This window comes from Paenibacillus sp. FSL L8-0494 (assembly GCF_038003695.1).
Classification (GTDB): Bacteria; Bacillota; Bacilli; order Paenibacillales; family Paenibacillaceae; genus Paenibacillus_AQ; species Paenibacillus_AQ odorifer.
This window is the reverse complement of record NZ_JBBOPQ010000001.1, coordinates 4,151,673-4,175,613: the sequence shown is the minus strand read 5'-3', so window position 1 is coordinate 4,175,613 and position 23,941 is coordinate 4,151,673. Positions and strand designations below refer to the sequence as shown.

Genomic DNA, 23,941 nt, shown 5'->3' with positions numbered 1-23,941 from the left:
TCTACCAATATTTTAGCGATGTTTATGGATTGTATCCTTGGTATAATTCAAAGATTGATAACCAAGGGGGAATCTCTTAACCCGTGAAGAATATATTTGCTAGATTTACTATAATGACCCTCGCTGTCGTGCTATACGCCGGAGTATTTATTCAGCATATATCGGCCGATAACGGGGTTCCTTTTGAGGATATAAACACTAGTTATGCAAAAAAAGAAATCATAGATTTATATAACCGGAATATATTAACTGGCACCTCGAATACTAAATTTTCACCTACTCAATCGATTACTAGAGCTGAATTTATTACAGTTCTTGATCGTCTGTTGAAGCTTGATCCAGCGTTGAGTCCGGTATCTCCTTATACCGACGTAGCCAAAAGCGCTTGGTATTACGGCTGGATACAGGCAGCAATTCAGCTTGAACTGGCGAACGGCACTTCGGCAACTACTTTTGCACCCGCAAAAGCAGTTACTCGGCAGGAAGCGGCTGTGTGGATAGCCAAAGCGCTAAAGCAAACAAACACTGCAACTACCGCACAAACCAATTTTAAAGATCGGCAACAAATTGCTAGCTGGGCAAGTGCTGCTGTAGCCAAGGTTAATGATCGCGGATTAATGAAGGGCGATAATAGCGGAAATTTTCGACCCACGGACCCGATAACCAGGCAAGAGACGGCAGTGCTGATGGATCGGGTGCTGCAACATACAAGCTGGGCGGCAGAGCTGGAAAGTGATCCGGACAAACGTATTGTTATAGGCTGGCAGTATGGTCTCACGACGTCACAATTTGAGAATCATGTTTTGCAATCGAACGTCAACACACTCTCACCACGTTGGTATTATGTTGGAAAAACAGGGACAGTAACGGATTCGACAGATGTCTCGCTGGTAACTTGGGCAAAAAAGAATAAAAGGCAAGTCTGGGCGATGGTTGGTAATCGATCGGATCAAGAAGCGACGCATCAAATGCTGTTGAGTACAACCGCAAGGAATACGGCAGTCAAACAATTAGCTGCTTTAGTGAGTAAATATGGATTAGATGGACTAAATATAGATTTTGAAAATGTAGCGGCCGAAGATCGTGTGTATTTGACTTCGTTTATTACTTTATTGGCCGAGAAAATGCATTCGCTCAATGTTATTCTGTCGATGGATGTATCCCCTGATCTTGGAACGGATTGGACAGAAGCTTTTGACTATGCTGCCCTAGGCAAGCAAGTGAATTACATGGTGATGATGGGGTATGATGAGCATTATGACGGGAGTCAAGTTCCGGGGTCCAATGCTTCGCTTTCTTATGATCAAAAGGCTGTGAATACAATCCTAAAAGTTGTACCTAGTCAAAAAGTTATATTGGCATTGCCCTTATATAATCGGGATTGGACACTGAACCAGAAGGGAACGGTTTTATCCTCTGAATATATTACGCTTCCGGAGCAAAATCAGATCATCAGCAGCTATGCATCGAAACCTGTGTGGAATCCTACTCTGGGACAATATGTCGCGAGCTACTCGAAACAAGCTATAAAACATACGATTTGGATTGAGGATGGGCGTTCATTAATAACTAAATACAACTTAGCGGTTACTAAAAAACTAGCTGGAGTAGCTTATTGGTATATAGGTGGAGAAAGTTCTGATATATGGTCTAGCTTAAGGAATGCAGAGAAATTTTTCGATTATACTTTTTAAAAATATGAAAGACTGGATGCGAATAGCCGCTTAGCTAATTGCTGTCCAGTCTTTTTATTGGGTTACTAAGTCGCAACTGCTAGAATGAGTTTGATTAAATCAGCCTCGAGTTACGTATTTTTTGAATTTTTTTACCTTTAGAACTTTAACATTTTGAGCTAGAAGTTTCTTGTCACTAACGATCCATGTGTGATCTTTGGAGTTTTTTCTACGAACCGCAGCGAAGTTATACTTATTTCCTGCATAAATTTTAAAGCCCTGTGCAGCGCAATCCGCACAAAACTTAACACATTCACCTTTATTCCAATCTGGAAAAGAAATCTGCTGGAAGACATTTCGTTTTACGAGTAGGGTGGCACCCTGAACATTGGTTACCTGTTTATTTTCCATATGAAGATAACGAAGCAAAAGTAGCTTCTTATCATTTAAATACATATAGTGAGCTCGTTTTCCAACGATATCAGCTTTAGTTTTATGGAGGATTTTCATACTATCCGTTAAATAGTTGGCAGAGTAATAATCGTCGTCATCAAATTTAGCGATACAACTATAATTCGCTAAGTGCACACCAAAATTCAGACAAAACCCGAGTGAACGATATTCTGGTAGTTTATAGATCCGTACGTTTTTATGTTTTTTTGCAGCATGTATATAATCTTCAATTCTCAAGCTATCATTATTTATGATGACGATAAGTTCTTTAGATTTGAAATTCTGTCGTTGATAGTTATCAAACATGGTTTTAATACAATCAAGTCGTTTCGTACAAGTTAGAATAGACACAGCAGATGAAGTAGATTCAGCATTTAACTTCATAACGGAATCTTTGGACTGCGTCCAACAAAATTCCTGTAGTTTTTAATATTCCGGATGATCTTATGGTTAGCTATTAACGTACTATCACTGATAATCCATGTATGTTTTGAAGAGTTTTTTCTACGTATGGCAACGAAGTTATTTTTACTCGCAGAATAAACCTTATAACCTTTCTTTTTGCTTCTGCTGCAAAAGAGATCATCCTCACCTACGTTTTTATTAGGAAATTTCACATGATCGAATACTTTTCGTTTGAAGACGAGCGTAGCGCCAGGGAGATGGGTAACCGTCCGGTGTTCATCATTTGCAAAACGAAGAATCAAAGTCTTTGAACCTAGTAAATACATATAGTGAGCCCGTTTTCCAAGGATATCAGCTTTAGTTCTTTGTAAGGTCAGATTACTTTCCGTCAAATAATGAGGGGCATAATAATCGTCGTCATCAAATTTGGCGATGGTATGATATTTGCATTTTGTTACGGCATAGTTTAAGCATGAACCGAGAGATTGATGTTCAGGTTTACGAAATATCTTAATATTTTTGTGTTTTTTAGCTAAGGTTAGGTAGGGGGATAGTGGAATTTTATTATTATTGATAATAATGATAAGTTCTTTATTTGCATATCTTTGTCTGCTGTAATTTTGAAATAGGTTGTTTAAATAATTATGGCGATTGGTACAGGTAATAATAGAAATACCTTGTTGGTTCGCCTTGTAGTGAGGTACAGCACTCATTTAACCAACCCCTCATATGCATTTTTGGGAAAAGTCTCATTTATACGATATGTCCAAGTTAGGATAGAGTCACGGCATATCAACCTCTTAAAAGCAAAATGGACTTGTTTAGAGAACACAAAACCCACAGTGATAGCTGTGGGTTTTGTAAGAGAGACACATCATATGAAACGCTTTGGATGTTTGTTCAGAAATAAGACTCAATGATGGAAATACTATTCTCAATTCTCGCCTTACTCTGCGTTAAATAATCTTTGGTCCAATCATCTAGGTTAGACATATCAAAACTCCGGTACATCCCTGTATAAACAATAATCTCTCTTAATCGAAGAAAAAGAGGAATTAGCTTCAGCTCATTTTCTGAAATACTGTTCTCTTTAACGTAGCCTTTAAGAAAATGCTCCATAAAACGCTGACATTGAAGCTGCCTGTCCTCCATACTATCATCCCCGTAAACGTAGACTAGATAATACAGTTGAATGGCGATATCTTCTACAAACCAGCTGTACTGAGCTTCATCAAAATCAAACAAGGTCAGCTTACCATTGTGGACCAAAAAGTTGCCTACATTGATATCCCCATGGATGAGACCATAGGTATTTATATCAGCGTCGAGATGCTTTAGCCGATCCATAAGCGCCTTACAGCTTTCTAAAACGCCACTTTGGGATGAAGGAATAAACCTGGTTACATTCTGCAGGTAGTAGTTCTGATGCCACGCATGTCTTTTGGTGTGTGGTTTATAAGATTTTGCTAATCTGTGCATTTGTCCAGTGATCATGCCACACTGCTCATAGAGCTCTACATCTTTCAGGCAGTCTGGGTAACCTATTCGTTTCCCTTGTGCTTTTTCAAAGGAAGATACCCTAAAGCACGAATCACCGATCTCTATTTGCTCAACTAAATTACCCTGAAGAGAACCTACGGGTCTTGATACTGAAACGCCATGATCTGCTATGTATAGAATCCATTCAAGTTCAGCCGCCAACAAATCCTTACTACGTAGCGAGCTATGAGTAAATCTTAGAATATATTGATGGTTACTAAGTTGGTATTCATAAACAAAATTTTGAAATCCGCCAATGAACGTTAGCTCATCTATGGGGATACCATATTTCGTACAGGCGGCACTTACAATCTGGTCATTAAATAAGGACTTAATCTTTTGTTCCAAGGGTTCTACTCCGTTCTACATTACAATGATTTTATCGAAATCGTTCTGGAGCTTTCCTGGATCTCAATAAGCAGCGGCCGTTCTTGTGGGTTGAGATTTGGGGCATGAATAGCCAGCATAAGTCTGCCCGTCAAATCACGAAACAACATCCCATGTCCGCCATCTTTGGCATAAAGAGGCTCAGGATCATGTTGCCAAGGTCCACTAATGTCACCGCTGATGGATCGGGCTAAACCCATGGCATAACCACCGGCTCCACTGCTAGACCACAACATAAGCAGCTCACCACTGCTAGTCTGATGCATAAAAGGACCGTCAGTTACGTACTGCCCTTCTTTGCCACCTACCGTCCAAGGAGCTTGTGAAGCCTGGAAAAGCAGCACGGGTTCACCAATACTAGCGCGTAAATCCTCCTTCAGCCGAACGGCATACATTTCTCCATCCGTCACTTCAATCCATTCACGGCAAAAGATCATCCAAGGTTTGTCTTCTTTATCTACATATAACGTTCCGTCAAGGCACTCCCAAGAAGCAGGGGTAATCGGATGATTGCTGATAGGGAGATAAGGACCCTCAGGTGTTTCCGCGCTTAATATTTGTGTCCCCCGTGGAACCCCATGTCTTTTAAAAGAACCGAACATATAATATTTTCCGTTGTAGCGGTGAACCTCTGGTGCCCAGAAATGATGATCAGCCCAAAAATTAGGATCTGGACGAAAGGCAGCAATGGGCCCGGACCATTCCTGAAGATCTGAGCTGATACATACATCGAAGCCGTGAGGTGTGCCACTCCAAGCTGTTAGGCCATCTGTGGTGCCCCCAATTCACAAGCTATCATCTGCTTAATTTTACAATATCTTCATTAGGCTTGGAAGCGTTACTTCATTTGCTCGCCTTGTAGCAAACGTATTTTCATTACGCCTGGTGTACAGCCGTAGTTTTTTCGGAAGACACGTATAAAATAATTAGTCTCCATGCCCAGCTGAAGCGCAATATCTTGAACGGGGATCTCCACATCCTCCGTCATTAATTGCAGCGCCCGCTCCAGCCGCAGATTCTGCAAATACTTATGCGGAGTGACCCCGTATTCCTGCACGAATAAACGCTGGAAATGCTGCACGGAGTAGCCGACTGCTGCTGCAAGATTGGAGATCAGAAGCGGTTCTGTGTAATGCTCGTTGATCAGCCCGACGGCTGTAGTTAGGGCTTCATTTCGGACAGACTCGAAGGCTAGACGATTAGCGGAGCTTTGTGAACTCTTGGCAGGGCGCAGCATTAAGAGCAGTCTATAGAGCGTGATAGACAACTCCTGCATCCACATCTCGTCTTGCCGATTGGAGGCAGGAGAATTCACCGTATGCCAAATTTGGCCGATTTCTTCCCAGCATTGTTCAAAACGCTCCGGTCGATAAGGAGCAGAAGGGAGCAGTTCAAGCGCTTCCAGCAATCCTTGAGCTTGACTGCCTTGAAAACCGATAAAGCCAACATGCCACGGTTCATGAGAGGTAGGATAATATTCATGACCTCGATCTGGCGGGAAGGCAAAAGCCATCCCCGGTTCCAGTATGATTTCTGTGCCATTTTCCAGATCACGAAATAAACCGGTTCCGGTCCGGATCAAAAAGATTTGATACACAGGAAATCCTGCTGGGCGCACATGATGGAATTGGATATGACGACCTACAGAGTAGGGGGATAGGGGTAACGTTCCAGAGTCGCGTGGTAATTCAATCAGAGAAAAAGGCAGCAGGTTTATCACCTCATCTTCATTTTGTGCTATCACTTCGAGACTATATTCCTACTGATTGAAATGACTTTTCTTATATTATGAATAGTATAAATGATGATTCCTGAATTAGATAGCTTACGCTTCTAGCCTGTCATCAGAGAATAGTCCCATTCCATAAATGGGCAGAATTGAGAGGATGATCGTACACAATGAATAAAAAACATTCCCCGATAAGCAGTAAAGCTGGAGTTATGCTGCACGGTGCTGATTATAATCCTGAACAATGGCTTAAATATCCGGAAGTATTGCGTGAGGATATCCGATTAATGAAGCTGGCGGGCTGCAATGTCATGTCCGTAGGCATTTTCTCGTGGGTATCTCTTGAACCAGAAGAGGGTGTGTTCACTTTCGAATGGTTGGATGGTGTACTTGATTCTTTTGCAGAGAATGGGATTTACGCTATCTTGGCAACGCCAAGTGGTGCCCGCCCAGCATGGATGTCGCAAAAATATCCAGAAGTCTTAAGAGTGGAGCGTAACCGTGTTCACAATTTGCATGGCTTCCGTCATAACCATTGCTTTACCTCACCAGTGTACCGTGAGAAAACTGCAATTCTGAATGCAAAGCTAGCGGAACGGTACAGCCAGCATCCAGCCATTATCGGGTGGCATATTTCGAATGAGTTCGGTGGGGAGTGTCACTGTGAGCTCTGCCAGGATGCTTTTAGAGAATGGCTGAAGGTGAAATATAATAACAGTTTGGATGAGGTGAATCATGCTTGGTGGGCTACTTTTTGGAGCCATACCTATACTTCATGGTCACAGATTGAATCCCCAGCTCCACATGGTGAGACACAAGTACACGGCTTGAATCTTGACTGGCGGCGTTTTGTTAGTGAACGGACGATTGACTTCTGCCAGCACGAGATCAATACGGTTCGTCCGTACAATCTAGAGCTGCCTATTACGACGAATATGCATATGATCGATGGTATTGATTACCGCGAGCTGGCCAAAATCTTGGATGTGGTCTCATGGGACGCTTATCCAGACTGGCATTATACCGAAGACGGTGACGATACTAGATTGGCAGCATGGACGGCGATGCACTACGACTTAATGCGCTCTTTTAAAAAGAAACCGTTCTTGCTGATGGAAAGCACGCCATCCCTTACGAACTGGCAATCGGTCAGTAAGCTAAAACGTCCCGGAATGCACAAGCTGTCTTCCTTGCAAGCGGTAGCGCATGGTTCGGATTCTGTGCAGTATTTCCAATGGCGCAAAAGCCGCGGATCAAGTGAGAAGTTCCACGGTGCAGTTGTAGACCACAGTGGCCACTCCGAGACTCGAGTATTCCAAGATGTAGCGGAAGTAGGGAAGACGCTGGCGGGAATGACGGAAGTAGTGGGTACGTCCACTCCGGCGCAGACGGCGATTATTTTCGATTGGGACAACCGCTGGGCGATAAAGGATGCGCAAGGCATCCGTAATTCCGGATTACGTTATGAGGAGACGGTGCTGCAGCATTATCGTGCACTTTGGGAGCTGGGCATTCCAGTTGATATTATAGGCTCTGGAGATGATTTGTCTGCCTACAAGCTGGTTGTTGCACCTATGTTATATCTGATTAGTGAAGAGAATGGAAAGCGAATTGAGAAATATGTGGAGCAAGGCGGCACATTCCTCGCAACCTATTGGTCAGGAGTAGTTAACGAAACGGATTTATGTCATCTGGGAGGATTCCCTGGTCCACTGCGCAGAACACTGGGGATTTGGGCAGAGGAGACAGAAGGGCTGCACAGCCGTGATCTGAACGGGTTAGTGATGGAGGCAGGTAATAAACTTAAGCTAAGCGGTGACTACGATGCGCATGAGATTGCCGAGCTGATTCATTTGGAAGGTGCAGAGGCTTTGGGGCATTATCGCAACGATTTCTATGCAGGCCGTCCAGCGCTTACAGTCAATCGTTTCGGTGAAGGAAATGCGTACCATCTTGCTACCCGGGTGAAAGAGACTTCATTCTATGTTGAGCTATACGCAGCGATCACATCTAAGGCAGGAATTACCCGTGCGATGGATAGTGATCTTCCAGCAGGTGTGACTGCACAACTTCGCACAGATGGCGAAAGTGATTATGTTTTTGTGCAAAATTTCAGCGGCAGTCCGCAAACGGTAGAGCTGGATGGAGCGGAATACACAGACTTGGAATCAGGTCTTTCAGCTCCGGCCCTATTGAATCTAGCGGTGAATGGACTTGCGATGTTGAAGCGTAAAGCATTAGTATAATAAAGAGGCAGGACCTGAGTTTCAGGTTCTGCCTTTTTTTTGAATAGAATCAGTTCTTAACTCTTCCCATCATAATGGTGTTATACAATTTGCCGTCCGATAGAAGTTTATCTTTCTTTAAAATCCCTTCGATTTCAAAGCCAAGCTTTTGATAAAGCTTAATAGCATTGGTGTTCGTTTCCAGCACATTTAGGGTGATCTTTTGAATACCGTTAGTGTCAGCCCAGGCAATCGATTCGCCAAGAAGATTTTTTCCAATACCATATCCCCAATACTCCTGCAGCACACATACTCCGAATTCTACTTTATGAGCGAATCTTTTTAAGGGATAACCTTCGCATCTGGAGAACGCAACGATTTGATCATCCACTACTGCGACTAGAAAGAGGTTATTATTTTTCTCTGAATCGGCTTGAATAAGCTGTTCAAATCCTTCTTCGTCAATAAAGGCTTCGCCTGGTTCCCGATCTAAATTCTCAGTCTCTCCATCGATACGTACTCTTAATTCAGACAACACCTTAGCGTCTTTTGAGGCAGCAGATCTAATGCTGTATTGGATTCCATTCACTGTAGATGTTTGAGGATTAATGATCATATGTCCTCCGTGACGATGGTTGATGTTAGAATTATTGCTTCGATGCCCTCAATGATCCGAGTGAAATAAGCTGCTTCATGAGGCACAAAATGAGTCCGATCCACACTCTGTTGAATGTTGATTTTCTGCCCGTTTGAATCGACTTTGAAACCATTGATTTGTAGACTATGTATTTCTCCCTGCCAAAAGCTTCGGAAGTCCGCAAACTTTGTGATAACAATTCCTGCGACCTCTTCTTCTTGCAGCTTAAAATCGTCCAGTGGATAAGGACTGTTATAAACAAAAACATGCGCTCGTTCTTTATCGATTAGATTTTCTTTGATCATACAGTAAGGAATTGTACCTAAGGGAATCAGCTCATCAAAAGCTAGCTCCAAACCGAGTTCTTCTTGAACCTCGCGAATCCCGTCATCTACCGTTTCGTGTGTCAGCAAATGTCCAGCGGCCGTGATGTCCAGCAATCCTGCATATTCTTGTTTCTGCTCACTACGAAGCTGTAAATAAATATAGGGGATTTCTTGGGTTTTGTTTATAAACCAGCAGTGGAAGGTCTCGTGCCAATGTCCTAACCGGTGTACTTCTTCCCGTGGAGCTGTACCGATTCGGTGACCGCCTTCATCAAATATAGTAAGTATCTCATTATGCATAGAAAAGCTCCTTTGTGAAAATATCTACTACCTAAAGCCTATCATAAAAACGATCGAATTGCTTCATGTGCCTAAGTGATTTTTATTGACATCGTTAAGAAAGATATGTATATTTTTGGATGTTAATCAAAGGAGGAGTTAAATGAATTTAGTAGCCATGAAGCAGGAAGACTTGGACACTTTAAGTGATGAAAGGTTAGGATGGGCCTGTATGGAGCCTACCTTTCAGCTGATTCGCGGAAAATCGCCATCGACCAAATCAGAAGTGATCTCGAAGCTCACAGAGGGGCAACAAGCATTATGTATGTTCAGAGTGCTATATGGTCACAGCTGTAATTCCGAAGGGGAGTATTATGCTTGGATTTCCTACATGCAAGACCTGCCAGGGTATTGGACAGGGGTGATAGGAGGCATACGATTTTTTGACGATTCACCCATGATTCTTTTGCTTCAGGAAACAAAGACATTTCTCGAGGAAAGAAATCATCGACTGGGTAAAGAGTGGGCGGATGCTGCCATCACGGATTTGGATCGAGACCCTCAGCTGTTAGAAGTAATTACTGGGTTATTCGAACGATATAAGAACCTGACACCAAATACGCATAGAATAATTGGCGAATATATTCGCTCTCATCCAGAGGAGTTTGTAGAAATAGGGTGTTCATAATTATGAATATGAAGAAACGTTATGTATTTCTCGTACTTATTTTTTTATTGATCGAAATCCCAGTAATCATTAATCTCTACCATAGTTATAATTCATTTGAGAATTTAGTGTTGGATCAAATCGACGAAACAGAAATCACCTCTATCGAGATTGAGAAATACTCAGTGGATGAAAAGGTAGTGATTGAAGATCCGAAGGAAATTGAAAAGATCATTTATGCTTTTTCAGATGTAAAATTGAGAAGAAGTAGTGCTTTGGACAAATCTACGGAGACCTACTGGATAAGTATTATTGTGAATAACAGCTTGAGAATTGGCATGAATCTTACAGATACTAACTTCTTGTATGTAACAAATCTTGATAAAAAGGACAAATACAGTTCGGGAAACTTTAGAATGACTAGTGATTTTGATGTGAATTGCATTGCAAGCTTATTTAAATGACGCAGAAGGATCAACCACCACTGGTACTGAGATTTTCGGACCCAGATGCCCCTATTTGCGAATTTAACGCCTATTAAGCAGGTTTTCGGACTCCAGCGTCGCTATAGCTCAGGAAGGAGCTTATAATTAGCTTTTTTTGCACCAATAGCGGCTATGAGGTCCGATAGCTATCCAAATAGCGGATAAAACGGTGTATAAGGTCAGCTGAGTCCTTTAGCTGCTGCGTATGCAGATGGTTAGTTGAGTCCTTTAGCTGCTGCGTGTGCAGATTGTTCAGTTGAGTCTTTTAACTGCTGCGTATGGAGATCGGTCAGCTGAGTCCTTTAGGTGCTGCATGTGCAGATCGCTCAGTTGAGTCTTTTAGCTATTGCGTGTGCAGAACAGTCAGTTGAGTCCGATAGTGCTTCATATCCACACACAAAAATGGGTGCCCCTATGGGACACCCATTTTTGTATGGATTATCTAGCCATCCATCCGCCATCCACATTAAGAACGTGACCGTTCAGGTAGTCAGATGCTGCGGAAGCCAAGAATACGGCAGGACCTTTAACATCATCAGGCGTTCCCCAACGTGCTGCAGGGATACGGTCTAAGATAGAGTCCGAACGACTTTGGTCGGCACGGATTGGAGCGGTATTTTCAGTAGCCATATAACCTGGTGCAATTGCATTGATGTTCAGACCGGAGCCTGCCCATTCATTGGCAAAAGCTTTAGTAAGACCAGCAACCCCGTGTTTACTCGCAGTGTAACCAGGGACATTGATTCCGCCTTGATAGGAGAGCATGGAGGCGATGTTAATGATTTTGCCGGATCCTCTTTCCAGGAAGTGGCGGCCTGCAATTTGCGACAGAAGGAACACTGTGTTCAGGTTCAAATTGATTACATCAAACCAGTCTTTTTCACTATGATCTTTTGCCGGTGCACGGCGGATCATTCCGGCGCAGTTTACGAGAATGTCAACATGTCCGGTCAGCTCTAGCGCTTGGTCAAAAGTGCTTTGCAGCTTGCTATGATCACTTAAGTCAGATTCGATACTAACTGCTTTTACTCCAAAAGCTTTTGCTGCATTTACAGTTTCTTCACTCGAATTAAGGGAGACTGATGCAACATCTGCACCGGCTTCTGCAAATGCAAGCGCGATTCCTTGTCCAAGACCTTGAGCTGCGCCTGTTACAATAGCTGTTTTACCTGCCAAGCTGAATAATGATGACATATAAATTACGCCCCTTTATTGTAGATGGATTGTTATTCCGGGTTTACCCGCATTCAATTGTAACGCCTGCACTGCGGAACTGTTCTGCCGTTTCGGGGGAGAGCCCTTTGTCCGTCAGGATCACGTCAACTTCTTGTAGGGAAGCGAAGGTACGCAGTGCAGTATGGCCGAATTTATGATGATCTACAACCGCGAATACCTTACGGGCTGTAGATACAAGGGCTTGCTTGAACTCAATTAAATCTCCTGTATAAATGGAGAGTCCATGCTCTATATGAATAGCAGTCGAAGAAAGGAATGCTTTTTGAATATTAAGCTTTTGTACATAGGAGACGGCTTCAGGACCAGCCAACATATTACGGACACGATAACCACCGGGAACGACCAGACGGATGTTATCTTTGGGAACCAGTTCGCTGATGATGTATACATCATTGGTGACTACCGTTAGTGGCATATTGTCCAGACGCCGAGCAATTTCAAGCGTGGTGCTACCGCCGTCAAGAGCGATAATATCGTCCGGTTCAATATGAGCAAGCGCACGCAAGGCAATCTCCGTCTTCTCGTCAGAGTATTTATCCAGCGGGTCCTTGGAGGGCAAAATACCAAACTGGTCGCTTTGTGCCAGCACAGCTCCGCCATGTACACGTACGATCAGTCCTTGTTCCTCCAGCCTACTTAAATCCTCGCGTATTGTTTTTCCAGTAACCTGAAGCTTATCGCTCAGTTCATTCACCGTTACATCTTTTTGGTTCAGCATAACTTCCATAATCATCTCGTGTCGTCGTATCGGGTTCATCCGCCTGCCTCATCTTTCCGTAATTGATTTATCTCTATTGTAATTCTTTCATGGATACGGGGTCCATATCATCATATCTTTTATTATCGCCAGCCATACTCCAGATAAAAGTATAGTTATGAGTGCCGACACCACTGTGGATGGACCAGCTTGGAGAAATAACTGCTTGTTCGTTATGCATTACGATATGGCGGGTTTCGTCAGGTTCTCCCATCAGGTGGAACACAACGGAATCGTCCGGAAGATCAAAATAGAAATAGGCTTCCATCCGGCGTGGATGGGTATGCGCTGGCATGGTGTTCCACATGCTGCCTGGTTTCAGTTGGGTCATACCCATAACCAGTTGGGCACTTTGTACACCATTTGTGTGAATGAAGCGGTGGATTGTCCGCTCGTTAGAGTTCTCCAGACCACCCATTGCACCGGATTCAGAATCGGCCAGTGTGGTTTTGGTAGTAGGGTAGGACTGATGGGCAGGAGCAGAATTCAAATAGAATTTAGCAGGCTTGGAAGCGTCTGCACTTTTGAAGACTACATCTTTAGAGCCTTGACCTACATAAAGACATTCTTTGAAATCTACTTCATATTCTGTGCCATCTACAACCACGGAGCCTTTACCACCGACATTGATGATGCCCAGTTCACGGCGTTCCAAGAAATAAGTAACCCCAAGTTCTTTAAGGTCAGTAGTTAGCGCAACCTCTTCTTTTACAGGATTAGCTCCACCAACGATCATACGATCTTCATGAGTTAGGACAAGCTTTAGCTCATCAGGTGCAAAAATAACGGGAATGTGGAATTCCTTACGGAGGCGCTCAGTGTCAAATTGTTTTACTTCATTAGGATGGGATGCGAAACGTCTTTCCATTGAATGTTCAATCTCCTTTGTGTACATATTATCGTTCGTATAGGTACACTTTAGTCCATTTATGTTCATTTTACAAGTACTAATCTTTTTTATTTCGTTTATTTATGTTTATTTATTGGTTTTTCCAATTGCAAAATGAACGGAAAGTGTGCACAATAGAGCTATTATGCTCGATTTTCATGAATGCCGGAAGATGATATAAAACTGAAATGATGGAGGTTGAAAAGTAATGCCGGGGTTGAAAAATATCCAGAGTACTTATAAGGAACGTCAGAAAGAAATTATTTTTAATATAGCACTGGAAGCGGAGCAACGCTCTTTATTGGAAAGTGGACTCTGGTTCCATGATGATGTGCGAAATAACTTTTATTATGCTTCGTATCTTTTTGCAGCGGCTGTTGATGATTCTTTTGAGCTGCCTTTTGATCGTGAGCAAGCGAAACAGAAAGCACAGGATGTGCTGCTGGAGATCTTAATGCTTCAGAACCGGCAGCCTGGCACGGAGTTATACGGCCATTGGCCACTCGGATTAAATCCAGTGCCGCGAGATGCGTCACCGCATGAGTTACCAGTGGAGCTTATGGGCAACCTGCTGGCGTATTTTTGCAAAAGATACGGAGGAGCATTAAACGCTCAACTTCGCATAGTTCTGAATACAGCGTTTGGACATATTTATCGCAGTGATTTCTACCGTAAGCCGGTGGTTACTTTTGGGCATCATGAAGCTAAATATACAGCTGTTAAGCTGATTTTTGGCACCATGTTTGCGGATGAAATATTGCTTGAGGATGGCCGGCAGAGTCTGAAGGATACACTGGCTTATATTCGTACTAAAGGGATGCCGGAATACGGCAGTCTTCCGTGGTTTTGGCATTGGGTGCAGGCATTCACCTGTGCGTTGGAACTTGTCCCGCCTGAGGATACGGAGCTTACTACAAGCCTTAAAGAAATGCTTGACCATTTATGGAATGTACGAGCTGAATTCTATCTGCGTGGCGCTTGGGTTGGTGCGCATTCTAGAGGCTGGCCGCATGATGTTCCCGGCGATGCTAATGTGCTTCATGATTATGTTCAGTTTGGAGATTTCCAGCTGCCTGAGATGATGCCGCGCACGGAGTATGCCGGTTTATTATTCTATCAAGCATCCGATGAAATATTAGCCGCAGCCATGAATCACCAGTCACCAGTGGAAGTAAGGAAGATTACTCAGAAGGTTGTCCCAACGGATCCACAGCCGCAGCCTTTGCTTCATTCCTATGCTTATATTACAGAAGAGTTTGCAGCAGGCGGGATGTGGGAGCGGGTTGAGGAATTCGATAATGAGCAGCTTCGCTGGGCTTTTTCGTTACCTGTGAGTGGAGAGGGAGGCGCAAATCAGCTGTATTTCTTCCACCCGGGACAAGGCTACAATGAGGGAGATCCCCGCCATCAAAGCCGTTATATGGAGGTTCTCTATCACAAGAATGTCATCATTTCTCTATTCCCAATCCCCCAGGGTGAAAAGAATACGATCATCGGTGTACTTCCCCAAGGGGAATGGAAACAAGAGCCTAACACATTGTACGGGCAGGTTGGTGAGACGTATGTTGTTATTTATTTATCTCACTCTTATCAGCTGCAGGAACGGTCTAGATTCATAGAGGTATCAGTCGCAGGGATGCCGGGTGGTGTGATCGTTGAAGCATTGGGCATTAAGAAAGCGGCTGAATGTGGTATTATTGGTTTAGAGGCTTTTGCCGCAGCTATGGCTCATAAAGAAAGGAATTTCGAAGTGGGAGAGGGATTAGCAGCGAATTATACCAACATGGATGGTGAAAGCTTAGTTCTGAGTATTAGTAGGGAGTCAGAATTACCGCAAGCTCAGCTTAATGGAATCCAGATCTCATTAGATCATTATTCAGTATAAAAAATACACAATTGCTGTGATAAATAGTAATCCAAGTCGGCCTTTTTGGCCGGCTTCTTTAATAAGGAGGTACATGAAAGGATGTGATGCCCCATTGCACAGCCCGCAATAGATACCTAAGTATCCGTAAACGTGATTTTGTCCAAAATACTTATAATTGGGGTGAGCGACAATTTATCTGGATAAACTAGACCTAACGATTTGGTAATTCAATCCTCCCTAAGCACATTTCCCTTTAGAATAGCGGTGTTAGGTTACTAAATAGTAATTAATTACATTAAACCCTATTTTTCTGAGAGACATTTGTCACAATAAAGGTTAATATCTAAGTGAGATAGAAATGATTGCGCTTACTTATTTTCTAATAAACCTAATCATAATGAATGCGAGGGATATAACAGTGATTGAAACTGAATTTCGTGTAGAAAATGACTTTCTAGGCAGTAAACAGGTAGATAAGAACGCTTATTATGGGATTCAGACACTACGCGCAGTCGAGAACTTTCCTATTACGGGCTATCGGGTTCACAAAGAGTTAATCAAAGCGATGGGGATTGTAAAAAAAGCCGCTGCGCTTGCAAATATGGAAGTTGGCCGTCTCTATCGAGGGCTTGGAGAGGTTGTAGTGAAAGCAGCAGAAGAAATCATCGAGGGTCAATGGCATGAGCAATTTATTGTAGATCCTATTCAGGGTGGTGCGGGTACCTCGTTAAATATGAATGCGAATGAGGTTATTGCTAACCGTGCTTTAGAACTGCTTGGCCATGAAAAAGGAGACTATCGTCACTTAAGCCCCAATTCACATGTAAATATGGCGCAGTCTACAAATGATGCGTTCCCGACGGCAATTCATATTGCCACACTTTCACTGCTGGAGCAGCTGCTTGTAACGATGCACAGAATGCATGATGTGTTTGCGGTAAAAGCGGATGAATTCGATCCTGTGATAAAAATGGGCCGGACACATCTTCAAGATGCAGTGCCGATTCGTCTGGGTCAAGAATTCGAGGCTTATCGCAGAGTGCTGGAAAGAGATATCAAACGTATTGAACATACACGCCATCATCTGTATGAAGTCAATATGGGGGCAACAGCAGTAGGTACAGGATTAAATGCTGATCCTCGTTATATTGAATTGGTGGTAGAGCACTTAGCTGAGATCAGTGAATTGCCACTCGTAACGGCAGATCATCTCGTCGATGCCACCCAAAATACGGACGCCTATACAGAAGTGTCTGCTGCCCTAAAAGTATGCATGATGAACATGTCCAAGATCGCTAATGATCTGCGGTTGATGGCCTCCGGTCCGCGGACTGGGTTTAATGAGATTTCATTGCCTGCACGCCAGCCTGGATCTTCAATTATGCCGGGTAAAGTTAACCCGGTTATGGCAGAGGTCATCAATCAGGTGGCTTTTCAAGTCATAGGGAACGATCATACGATCTGTCTGGCTTCCCAAGCGGGTCAACTGGAGCTGAATGTTATGGAGCCTGTGCTTGTGTTCAATCTCATTCAGTCCATCAGTATCATGAACAATTCCTTCCAAGTCTTCACAGACTTCTGTCTGGCTGGGATTGAAGCCAATAAGGAAAAGCTTGAGCGGGACGTGGAGCGGAGTGTCGGAATCATTACGGCTGTGAACCCGCATCTGGGGTATGAAGTGGTATCGCGGATTGCTAGAGAGGCGATTTTGACTGGGGAATCTGTACGGGAATTGTGCATTAAATATAATGTGCTAACCGAAGAAGAGCTTAATCTGATTCTGGATCCTTACGAAATGACACATCCGGGGATTGCAGGAGCAGCTTTATTGCATAAAGAGTAGAATGTTCCGGAGGATCGAGCTTATTGTTAGGAAAAAGCAAACCCCCCGCCACCGTTTAGGGTGACAGGGGGAGATCCTAAATATGTTTTTACTTATATGAATCTACTTCGGGATTGTCTGAAGTAGGTTCTTTTTTTACATTTCAGGCTTAAAAGAAAAATAAAGAACGTAACAGGCCGCGTTTTCTTGGCGGAGCCGTTAGCCTGGTAGTGGTAGTGGACTGGGAATTTTCATAAGAGGTGAGCGGTTTGCCGTTAGACACTTGCAACGGTTCTATGGATGCCGCTATTTGCTTGATCATTATTCGTAGATCCTCAAGCTCCTCACGCTGCTGTAGCAGTTGTATCAATACTACTTCGTCGGCTTTTTGATCGAGTGCACGTTCAACATTGTTGATGCGAGACAAGATATCCTTCATAGGCTCAGCATCTGTGTGCTGTAGTGGATTTTCCTGTTGTGATGTGGCAATTTGCTGCTCATTCGTGAGTGTGAGTTGTATACATTCCAAGGCTTCTCCGTGATTAATACGGTCTTTAATATGATTGAGCAGGTCGATTTGCTGCTCTGAGAAAACATAATGGCCAAATCGGTCTTTTGGAAAAAAATCAGGGAACATGGCAGCCCAACGTTTAATTGTTGTTATACTAACTGACATCAGCTCTGCGGCATCTTTTGTTTTTAGAATATCCATTTCGATTCCTCCAGTTCACGTAGTCATGTTATGAGTAATATTCGTTGTCCAGCAGCGGCTCCCTGCACGGTTGACAAAGGTAGTGCGTATTCGCTAAACAAAGTGTAATTACGAGCAATCTCACCCTTTTGGATTTCACTATCTTGCTTTTCCATTCCAAATTGAGTACAGATGAGCCTGCTCAGGGGTATAATTGCATTAGAGGTGAAGGCGATGAACAGGATTGAAGATGAGGAACAAATGACTGAGGAGCAATGGCAGGCTATTTTGCAAAACGATGTTGCTTATAACGACATATTTTTTTATGCGGTGAAGACTACAGGAATTTTTTGTCGACCCTCCTGCAAATCCAAAGCACCCAATCGGGAGAATGCGTGTATTTTTCAGAATGCTGAACAAGCGCTGGCAGCCGGATTTCGTCCTTGCAAAAGATGTAAACCGACAGGTGAGCGTCTTCCTGATAAGGAATGGGTAGCTTTGATGACTGAATACATTGATCATAATTATATGGCCCCCCTCACCCTTGAAACGTTAGCTGAGGTATGTCATGGCAGTCCTTATCATTTACATCGAACCTTTAAGAAAGTAAAGGGAATCACTCCTGTGGATTATATACAGCAAAAGAGAATCGCTAAGGCATCTGAGTATTTGCTTACTACAGAGCAGGCAGTTGCTGAGATTGCATTACGCGTGGGTCTGCCCAATACGTCATATTTTATTACTTTATATAAGAAAAAAACGGGGTATACGCCTACACAGTTTCGTCAGCTTAACAAACAGAAAGTAACGTTGGCTTCTGATTTTATTTTGGAGGGAAAGAATCATGGAGAATAAAACAAATGCTATTCTATACTGGACATTATTAACCGATAAGGACTGGAGTTTTTATATTGCTGCCACAGAGAATGGGTTAAGTTATGTGGGTTCGCAGCAGCAACCCTTTGAGGAATTAAGTGAATGGGTTAGACGTCGTTTTCCGGGGAGTGAACTGGTGCAGGACGATGAGAAGATGGCGCCTTATGTGAGGGAGCTTAGTGAATATTTGCAAGGGAACCGGCAGAGCTTCGGCATTCCTTTTGATTATCAGGGTACTCCTTTTCAGCTTGCGGTATGGAAGGCGTTATGTGAAATTCCATATGGGCAAACCTGGTCCTATTCGGATATTGCCACACATATACAAAAACCAGCTGCGGTGCGCGCGGTAGGGACTGCCATTGGTGCGAATCCGATTCTGATTACGGTGCCCTGCCACCGGGTTATTGGTAAGAATGGGACATTAACAGGATACCGGGGTGGTTTGGATATGAAGACCAAGCTACTCCAATTGGAGAGAGGAGAGTATACAGCAGATATATGAAAATAGAGTCCAATTACACCTCCCCAAAAACCTTGCTGAATAAAGGAACAGGTTATCTGTCAGGCTACAGTCATTCCTTAAATCCATATACGGGCTGCACTTACGGCTGTTCCTATTGTTATGTGCGCCAGATGCCTGTCTCGCTGTTCCGCAAAGAGGAGTGGGGGACGTGGGTAGATGTTAAACAAGAAGCGGCTGTGATTTTACAAAAAGAACTGCACAAAGCGAAGGCGAAAGGTCCCGTCTCTATTTTTATGTCGTCAAGCACAGATCCCTATCAACCGGTAGAGCACAAGGAACAGGTGACGAGATCTTTACTGGAGGTTATGGTACAAGACCCGCCCGATTTCCTATTCGTGCAGACCCGTAGTCCGCTGGTTCGCAGAGATATAGATTTATTAATACGTTTAGAGGATAAGGTTCGAGTAAGTATAACTATAGAAACAGACCGTGAAGATATTCAGCAAAAATTCACACCAAGCGCTCCACCCATTGCGGCAAGACTGAAGACGTTACAGCTTCTACGTGAAGCTGGCATCCCTGTTCAAGCTACTATAGCGCCAGTACTGCCAAGCAGTCCAGCTTTTCCAGCGACCTTAAGGGCTCTGGTGGATAGAGTCTGTGTGGATGACTATTTTATGGGCGACGGCAGCGGCGGCAAACGCACACGGAGATTAGGGATTTATTCCCTATATGAAGAGCTTCAACTGGAAGATTGGTATGATCCTGCAGCATATCGCAGAGTGTATGAAGGACTTCAGCAAGTTTTTTCCGAAGAGGAGCTATTCTTGAGCCAGAAGGGGTTCGAGCCTTAATCTGAAACATGGTATAATAAATGAGAGCATTCATACTTAGTATTTAATATACTTAATATCCGTAATAGCTTATTGGAGGATTAGTGTGGCAAAAGCAAAGGTGGCCAAGCGGCCCACAAGAGATGAATTTGTGCTTGAGGAGTTAGGTAATCAGTTAGTTGAAGCTAAGCAAGAAGGTTCTGAGATTTTATTGACCGTATGGGGAAAAGAAGAAGAGGTACGCGGCATGATCGTGGAAATGGATTCGCGAACCGGGAAAGTACACCTCAGTAATCATGAAGAAATCATAAAAGTTCCTTTTATGGATATCATGCAGGTTAATTATCCCAGAGATTAATGGGCACGGCAGCAACAGGAGGTCCTGAAAGCTATATTAGCTTTGGGGCCTCTTTGATCATAAAGTTAAGGAATAGAGGATATTGAAAGGTAGGTCAACAATGCAAGTAACCAAAACCAACGCAATGAGAATGCTGGATGCCAAAAAAATCGGCTATAAAGTGTTCGCTTATGACAATGAAGATGGACTCATCCATGGCACGGCTGTGGCTGAGAAGATTGGAAAGGCGGCAGAGACGGTTTTTAAAACGTTGGTCGCTCATAGCGGTGCGAATCTTTATGTATTTGTTATCCAGGTTGCCGAAGAGCTGGATCTCAAAAAGGCGGCCAAAGCCGCCGGAGAGAAAAAAATTGAGATGCTGCCAGTGAAGGATCTGCAGAAATGGACAGGCTATATCCGCGGTGGTTGTTCACCTGTTGGAATGAAAAAGCTGTACCCCACGTTCATTGACAGCAGTGCAGAAGGGCTGGACACGATGGCTGTCAGCGCTGGGAAGATTGGCCAGCAAATGGACGTAGCCCCACAGTTACTCGCTGAGGTTGTGCATGCGAAGTTTACAGAACTAATCAAATAGCCGAGCAGCAAGCTGGCCTAAATATTCCTTCAATGCTAACCCTGTTGTGGAGATCGCTCCTGGGGAGGGACTGAACTTGGCGGGCTGCAGTGCAATATCAGCGCTGGCGATATAATCCGTAGGATAGGCTTGCGCTGTTAGCCCCGCATTCTTAAAGTGCAACATCGCTCGGGACATATGAAAACCTGAAGTAACTAGTATAGGTTTTTTAAGTCCGGTTTGTTGCAGGATGGCTGCGGTATTTACAGCGTTTTGCTCCGTGTTGAGGGATTGATTCTCGATCAGGATATCCTCTTCGGGTATGCCGAGACCCAGTAGTTGTCTTTGCGCGATATCCGCTTCATTACCACTGTCGGAGAATACTTGTCCGCCAGAAAATAAGATTGGCAGACCTGTCTGCCGATGGAGGCGAACAGCAGTAAGCAGGCGATTTGCTGCTGATCCGTATAAATTGCCCTCGCCATCTATATCCGGTGTGCCAGAGCTGGCGCCCCCGCCGAGTACGACGATGACATCTCCTTGCAAAGTATCCGGCTGCGGATATTTCCGTTCTAGACTGCCGATCAGCGCATCGCTGACTAAGGGTGTCATGGAGAAATACATTAATAGTGTAACCCCGAGTAGAACTAGTGCTGGCCGGCGGTTTTTTTTCCATAACCAAATGACTAGACCTAGCAGAAGCACGATAAACAGACCGGGAGGAAGCACAAAGCTGTATACAAATTTGATGATGTAAATCAACAGTATCAACCGCCTTCTAAAAATATAAGTTCAGGTTGTATTGTAACATGAGATTGCAAGATTACATATTTACACGCGTATCCTTATACAAAACGGATATTGCCGCAGCTATCAGGATCATCCCCATAAAAGCGGGTGCGGCATGACCAAGTGATACATAAATTTGACCTCCAATGACAGGTCCAATCATTCTGGCTAAAGCCTGAATAGATTGGCTACCTCCTTGAATCCTTCCTTGTTCACTAGAATCGACAGACTTGGAGAGCATCCCATTGAATGAAGGCCCAAAAATCGAATCCCCAAAACCAAATATAAACATTCCAGCGATAAAAAGCGGATAGTATGAGAACAAAGCAGATAGCGCAATGAGACTGTAGCCTATAATCTCCGAAACCATTCCAAGAATTGCGATCTGTTTATCACTAAGTTTCAGCAAAAGCTTAGGCATGATGAAACCCTGTGAAAGGATGTCTTGGAAGCCCATAATTGAAAACATCAGTCCGATTAGTGCAGGCTTCCAGCTGAAAGTATCCATTGTGAATTGTGAAAAAACAGCCTGTAAAGATCCGTTGGGTATCCAAAGTAAGAATGCTGAGACCAGTAGCCTTTTTAAGTTTTTTATGGACAATATGCTTGCAAGCTGTGTAAATGGATTCAGTCTTACCAAGGTAATTTCTTTCAGTCTATTGTTCTTGTCAAGGCTCTCAGGCATAAAAAAGAATCCGTAAAGAACATTCAATAAGGTTATTATGGCTCCAAAATACATGGGTACAGAATAACCAAACTTGGCAAGTAATCCGCCTAGCGTTGGACCAATGACGGTACCTACACCTACTACCGCACTCACCCAGCCAAAGTATTTAGTTCTCTGTTCTGGAGGAATGATATCAGCAAAATAGGCGAAGATAGTACCTATGCTTCCGCCTGTTATACCTTCTATTATGCGTCCAACAAAAAGTACCCATAACGCTCCTCCTATCCCAAAAACAAAGTACCCAATTGCGGAACCTAAAAGGCATACCAAAAGTAATGGACGACGCCCGTATTTGTCACTCAAAGCTCCAAGTGCAGGGGCTGCAAAAAATACGCAGACTGCATAAACAGAGGTCAGCAGTGTGACAACTATAGCCTGTTCTCCCGGATTGCTTATATAAGGCTGCACTAAAAAGGGGACAACGGGCATGATGATACTGAAGCCTATTCCGCACAGAAACACAGAGATCAAACCGAAGATTAGAGCGTGTTTATCTACGGATTGATCTATGTTCTGTTTATTATGTGATCTGAATTTGAACATTAAATTCTCTCCTCAAAAGTTGATGTTTTGATTCCTTGGAAACAAATTTGGTACATCACCATTTTTATCACGTCTTTGTTTCCGTGTCAACAAAATATTGTACATAAAAATGCAGCCTTACTCATAAGAGCCCGGCTGCATGGAGTTTCATTTTCATTATTCGAATTTATTCGGATTAAAATCTATACCCTGTTTCTTTATTTCTGCATCCAAATGTCTACTATACTTTTCTACGAAGCTAAGCATACTGTCAAATTGCTCCTCAGTTACCTGCTCAAATACGGCTTTATCCCGCTCTTGGAACTCTTTGTGCAAGTCCTCATGGACGTTATAAATTACTTTCCCTTGCTCAGTAAGCCTAAAATAGATTTCTTTTTTGTTATCCGATTTTTGGTAGCTTTCGATGAGGCCCTTTTGGATGAGCTTCTTAGTTAATTTACTTATGGCACCGCGAGTCATATAAAAGGACTCTGCAAGTTTTGTGACGTTGGAATCTGCATTTTTTTCAATGTATTCGATGCAATGTACTTCAGAAGGTTTATAACCCTTAAGACTGTCTTCCATCTTATCCTTATTAAGCCAAACCATCTTGTTATATACGTCCCTGAAACCCATCATGACCTGTTCTTCTTTATTCATGGCCTGTCCTCCCAGCGCTCTTACATTAACAAATTATATTGATTTTTTGTTTCTATTTCAACAATATTAAAGTAGAGGATAGTTTGTTTTATT

At 43.3% G+C, this 23,941-nt stretch carries 25 protein-coding genes; 11 read left to right on the top strand and 14 right to left on the bottom strand.

The window, feature by feature from the left end:
- The first annotated feature begins 83 nt into the window (after positions 1–83).
- Positions 84–1,694, top strand: a complete 1,611-nt coding sequence (locus tag NYE35_RS18930) for an S-layer homology domain-containing protein (protein WP_081390157.1) — start codon at positions 84–86, stop codon at positions 1,692–1,694.
- 99 nt (positions 1,695–1,793) lie between these two features.
- On the opposite strand, the gene NYE35_RS18925 is transcribed toward NYE35_RS18930, so the two are convergent.
- From NYE35_RS18925 to NYE35_RS18905, 5 genes are all read right to left on the bottom strand, one after another.
- Positions 1,794–2,510 carry a glycosyltransferase family 2 protein gene (locus NYE35_RS18925; RefSeq protein WP_341121888.1) on the bottom strand — a complete coding sequence of 239 codons (717 nt, stop codon included), beginning with the start codon at positions 2,508–2,510 and terminating at the stop codon, positions 1,794–1,796.
- Positions 2,507–3,244: a glycosyltransferase gene (locus tag NYE35_RS18920; RefSeq protein ID WP_340951391.1), complete on the bottom strand. Its 738-nt coding sequence runs from the start codon at positions 3,242–3,244 to the stop codon at positions 2,507–2,509. The genes NYE35_RS18925 and NYE35_RS18920 overlap by 4 nt, the downstream gene beginning before the upstream one ends.
- Before the next feature lie 187 nt (positions 3,245–3,431).
- Positions 3,432–4,418 (bottom strand): phosphotransferase enzyme family protein, encoded by a 987-nt coding sequence (locus NYE35_RS18915; RefSeq protein ID WP_340951390.1) that lies wholly within the window; start codon positions 4,416–4,418, stop codon positions 3,432–3,434.
- A 20-nt stretch (positions 4,419–4,438) separates the two neighbouring features.
- Positions 4,439–5,242 carry a glycoside hydrolase family 43 protein gene (locus NYE35_RS18910; RefSeq protein WP_341122483.1) on the bottom strand — a complete coding sequence of 268 codons (804 nt, stop codon included), beginning with the start codon at positions 5,240–5,242 and terminating at the stop codon, positions 4,439–4,441.
- Between the two features lie 53 nt (positions 5,243–5,295).
- Positions 5,296–6,201, bottom strand: a complete 906-nt coding sequence (locus NYE35_RS18905; protein ID WP_235219562.1) for a helix-turn-helix domain-containing protein — start codon at positions 6,199–6,201, stop codon at positions 5,296–5,298.
- Positions 6,202–6,356: 155 nt separating this feature from the next.
- Here NYE35_RS18905 and NYE35_RS18900 point away from each other — a divergent pair, with 155 nt between their 5' ends.
- A complete protein-coding gene (locus tag NYE35_RS18900) occupies positions 6,357–8,432 on the top strand; it encodes a beta-galactosidase (RefSeq protein ID WP_341121885.1) in 2,076 nt (691 codons plus the stop codon).
- A gap of 49 nt (positions 8,433–8,481) precedes the next feature.
- Here NYE35_RS18900 and NYE35_RS18895 read toward each other — a convergent pair whose 3' ends face one another.
- Both NYE35_RS18895 and NYE35_RS18890 read right to left on the bottom strand, forming a co-directional pair.
- A complete protein-coding gene (locus NYE35_RS18895; protein WP_076098930.1) occupies positions 8,482–9,027 on the bottom strand; it encodes a GNAT family N-acetyltransferase in 546 nt (181 codons plus the stop codon).
- A complete protein-coding gene (locus tag NYE35_RS18890; protein WP_341121883.1) occupies positions 9,024–9,674 on the bottom strand; it encodes an NUDIX hydrolase in 651 nt (216 codons plus the stop codon). The genes NYE35_RS18895 and NYE35_RS18890 overlap by 4 nt, the downstream gene beginning before the upstream one ends.
- 142 nt (positions 9,675–9,816) lie before the next feature.
- Here NYE35_RS18890 and NYE35_RS18885 point away from each other — a divergent pair, with 142 nt between their 5' ends.
- Entirely contained in the window at positions 9,817–10,341 is a 525-nt protein-coding gene (locus tag NYE35_RS18885; protein ID WP_076146496.1) for a hypothetical protein, read from the top strand.
- Positions 10,342–10,343: 2 nt separating this feature from the next.
- Positions 10,344–10,784, top strand: coding sequence for a hypothetical protein (locus NYE35_RS18880; RefSeq protein WP_326046836.1), 441 nt, complete (start codon positions 10,344–10,346; stop codon positions 10,782–10,784).
- Positions 10,785–11,243: 459 nt separating this feature from the next.
- On the opposite strand, the gene kduD is transcribed toward NYE35_RS18880, so the two are convergent.
- From kduD to kduI, 3 genes are read right to left on the bottom strand one after another with little or no spacing between them, the layout of a single operon-like run.
- Entirely contained in the window at positions 11,244–11,999 is a 756-nt protein-coding gene (gene kduD, locus NYE35_RS18875) for a 2-dehydro-3-deoxy-D-gluconate 5-dehydrogenase KduD (RefSeq protein WP_036688326.1), read from the bottom strand.
- A 43-nt stretch (positions 12,000–12,042) separates the two neighbouring features.
- Positions 12,043–12,798, bottom strand: coding sequence for a DeoR/GlpR family DNA-binding transcription regulator (locus tag NYE35_RS18870; protein ID WP_038571843.1), 756 nt, complete (start codon positions 12,796–12,798; stop codon positions 12,043–12,045).
- A gap of 34 nt (positions 12,799–12,832) precedes the next feature.
- Positions 12,833–13,666: a 5-dehydro-4-deoxy-D-glucuronate isomerase gene (gene kduI, locus NYE35_RS18865; protein WP_036688322.1), complete on the bottom strand. Its 834-nt coding sequence runs from the start codon at positions 13,664–13,666 to the stop codon at positions 12,833–12,835.
- A gap of 229 nt (positions 13,667–13,895) precedes the next feature.
- Between kduI and NYE35_RS18860 the strand changes: the two genes are divergently transcribed.
- Both NYE35_RS18860 and aspA read left to right on the top strand, forming a co-directional pair.
- The gene (locus NYE35_RS18860; protein WP_341121880.1) at positions 13,896–15,572 is read left to right on the top strand and encodes a hypothetical protein; all 1,677 of its coding nucleotides are present in this window, start codon (positions 13,896–13,898) and stop codon (positions 15,570–15,572) included.
- 400 nt (positions 15,573–15,972) lie between these two features.
- Positions 15,973–17,397: an aspartate ammonia-lyase gene (gene aspA / locus NYE35_RS18855; RefSeq protein ID WP_036689072.1), complete on the top strand. Its 1,425-nt coding sequence runs from the start codon at positions 15,973–15,975 to the stop codon at positions 17,395–17,397.
- Positions 17,398–17,545: 148 nt separating this feature from the next.
- On the opposite strand, the gene NYE35_RS18850 is transcribed toward aspA, so the two are convergent.
- On the bottom strand, positions 17,546–18,088 hold the full coding sequence (locus tag NYE35_RS18850) for a MerR family transcriptional regulator (RefSeq protein WP_038571837.1): 543 nt from the start codon (positions 18,086–18,088) through the stop codon (positions 17,546–17,548).
- A 213-nt stretch (positions 18,089–18,301) separates the two neighbouring features.
- Here NYE35_RS18850 and NYE35_RS18845 point away from each other — a divergent pair, with 213 nt between their 5' ends.
- The 5 genes from NYE35_RS18845 (at position 18,302) to ybaK (ending at position 21,171) form a co-directional block, all read left to right on the top strand.
- Positions 18,302–18,922, top strand: a complete 621-nt coding sequence (locus NYE35_RS18845) for a bifunctional transcriptional activator/DNA repair enzyme AdaA (protein ID WP_341121877.1) — start codon at positions 18,302–18,304, stop codon at positions 18,920–18,922.
- On the top strand, positions 18,912–19,445 hold the full coding sequence (locus NYE35_RS18840; RefSeq protein WP_076316954.1) for a methylated-DNA--[protein]-cysteine S-methyltransferase: 534 nt from the start codon (positions 18,912–18,914) through the stop codon (positions 19,443–19,445). The genes NYE35_RS18845 and NYE35_RS18840 overlap by 11 nt, the downstream gene beginning before the upstream one ends.
- Entirely contained in the window at positions 19,442–20,260 is an 819-nt protein-coding gene (locus tag NYE35_RS18835) for an SPL family radical SAM protein (RefSeq protein WP_341031424.1), read from the top strand. The genes NYE35_RS18840 and NYE35_RS18835 overlap by 4 nt, the downstream gene beginning before the upstream one ends.
- Before the next feature lie 85 nt (positions 20,261–20,345).
- Entirely contained in the window at positions 20,346–20,597 is a 252-nt protein-coding gene (locus tag NYE35_RS18830; RefSeq protein WP_036688306.1) for a YolD-like family protein, read from the top strand.
- 100 nt (positions 20,598–20,697) lie between these two features.
- Positions 20,698–21,171, top strand: a complete 474-nt coding sequence (gene ybaK / locus NYE35_RS18825) for a Cys-tRNA(Pro) deacylase (protein ID WP_341121874.1) — start codon at positions 20,698–20,700, stop codon at positions 21,169–21,171.
- Here the strand turns inward: ybaK and NYE35_RS18820 are convergent.
- The 3 genes from NYE35_RS18820 to NYE35_RS18810 all read right to left on the bottom strand — a co-directional run bounded on the left by NYE35_RS18820 (position 21,160) and on the right by NYE35_RS18810 (position 23,848).
- Positions 21,160–21,912 (bottom strand): YdcF family protein, encoded by a 753-nt coding sequence (locus NYE35_RS18820; RefSeq protein ID WP_036688302.1) that lies wholly within the window; start codon positions 21,910–21,912, stop codon positions 21,160–21,162. The genes ybaK and NYE35_RS18820 overlap by 12 nt on opposite strands.
- A 61-nt stretch (positions 21,913–21,973) precedes the next feature.
- Positions 21,974–23,209, bottom strand: coding sequence for an MFS transporter (locus NYE35_RS18815; protein ID WP_038571831.1), 1,236 nt, complete (start codon positions 23,207–23,209; stop codon positions 21,974–21,976).
- A 156-nt stretch (positions 23,210–23,365) separates the two neighbouring features.
- Entirely contained in the window at positions 23,366–23,848 is a 483-nt protein-coding gene (locus NYE35_RS18810) for a MarR family transcriptional regulator (RefSeq protein ID WP_076106290.1), read from the bottom strand.
- Positions 23,849–23,941 lie beyond the last annotated feature (93 nt).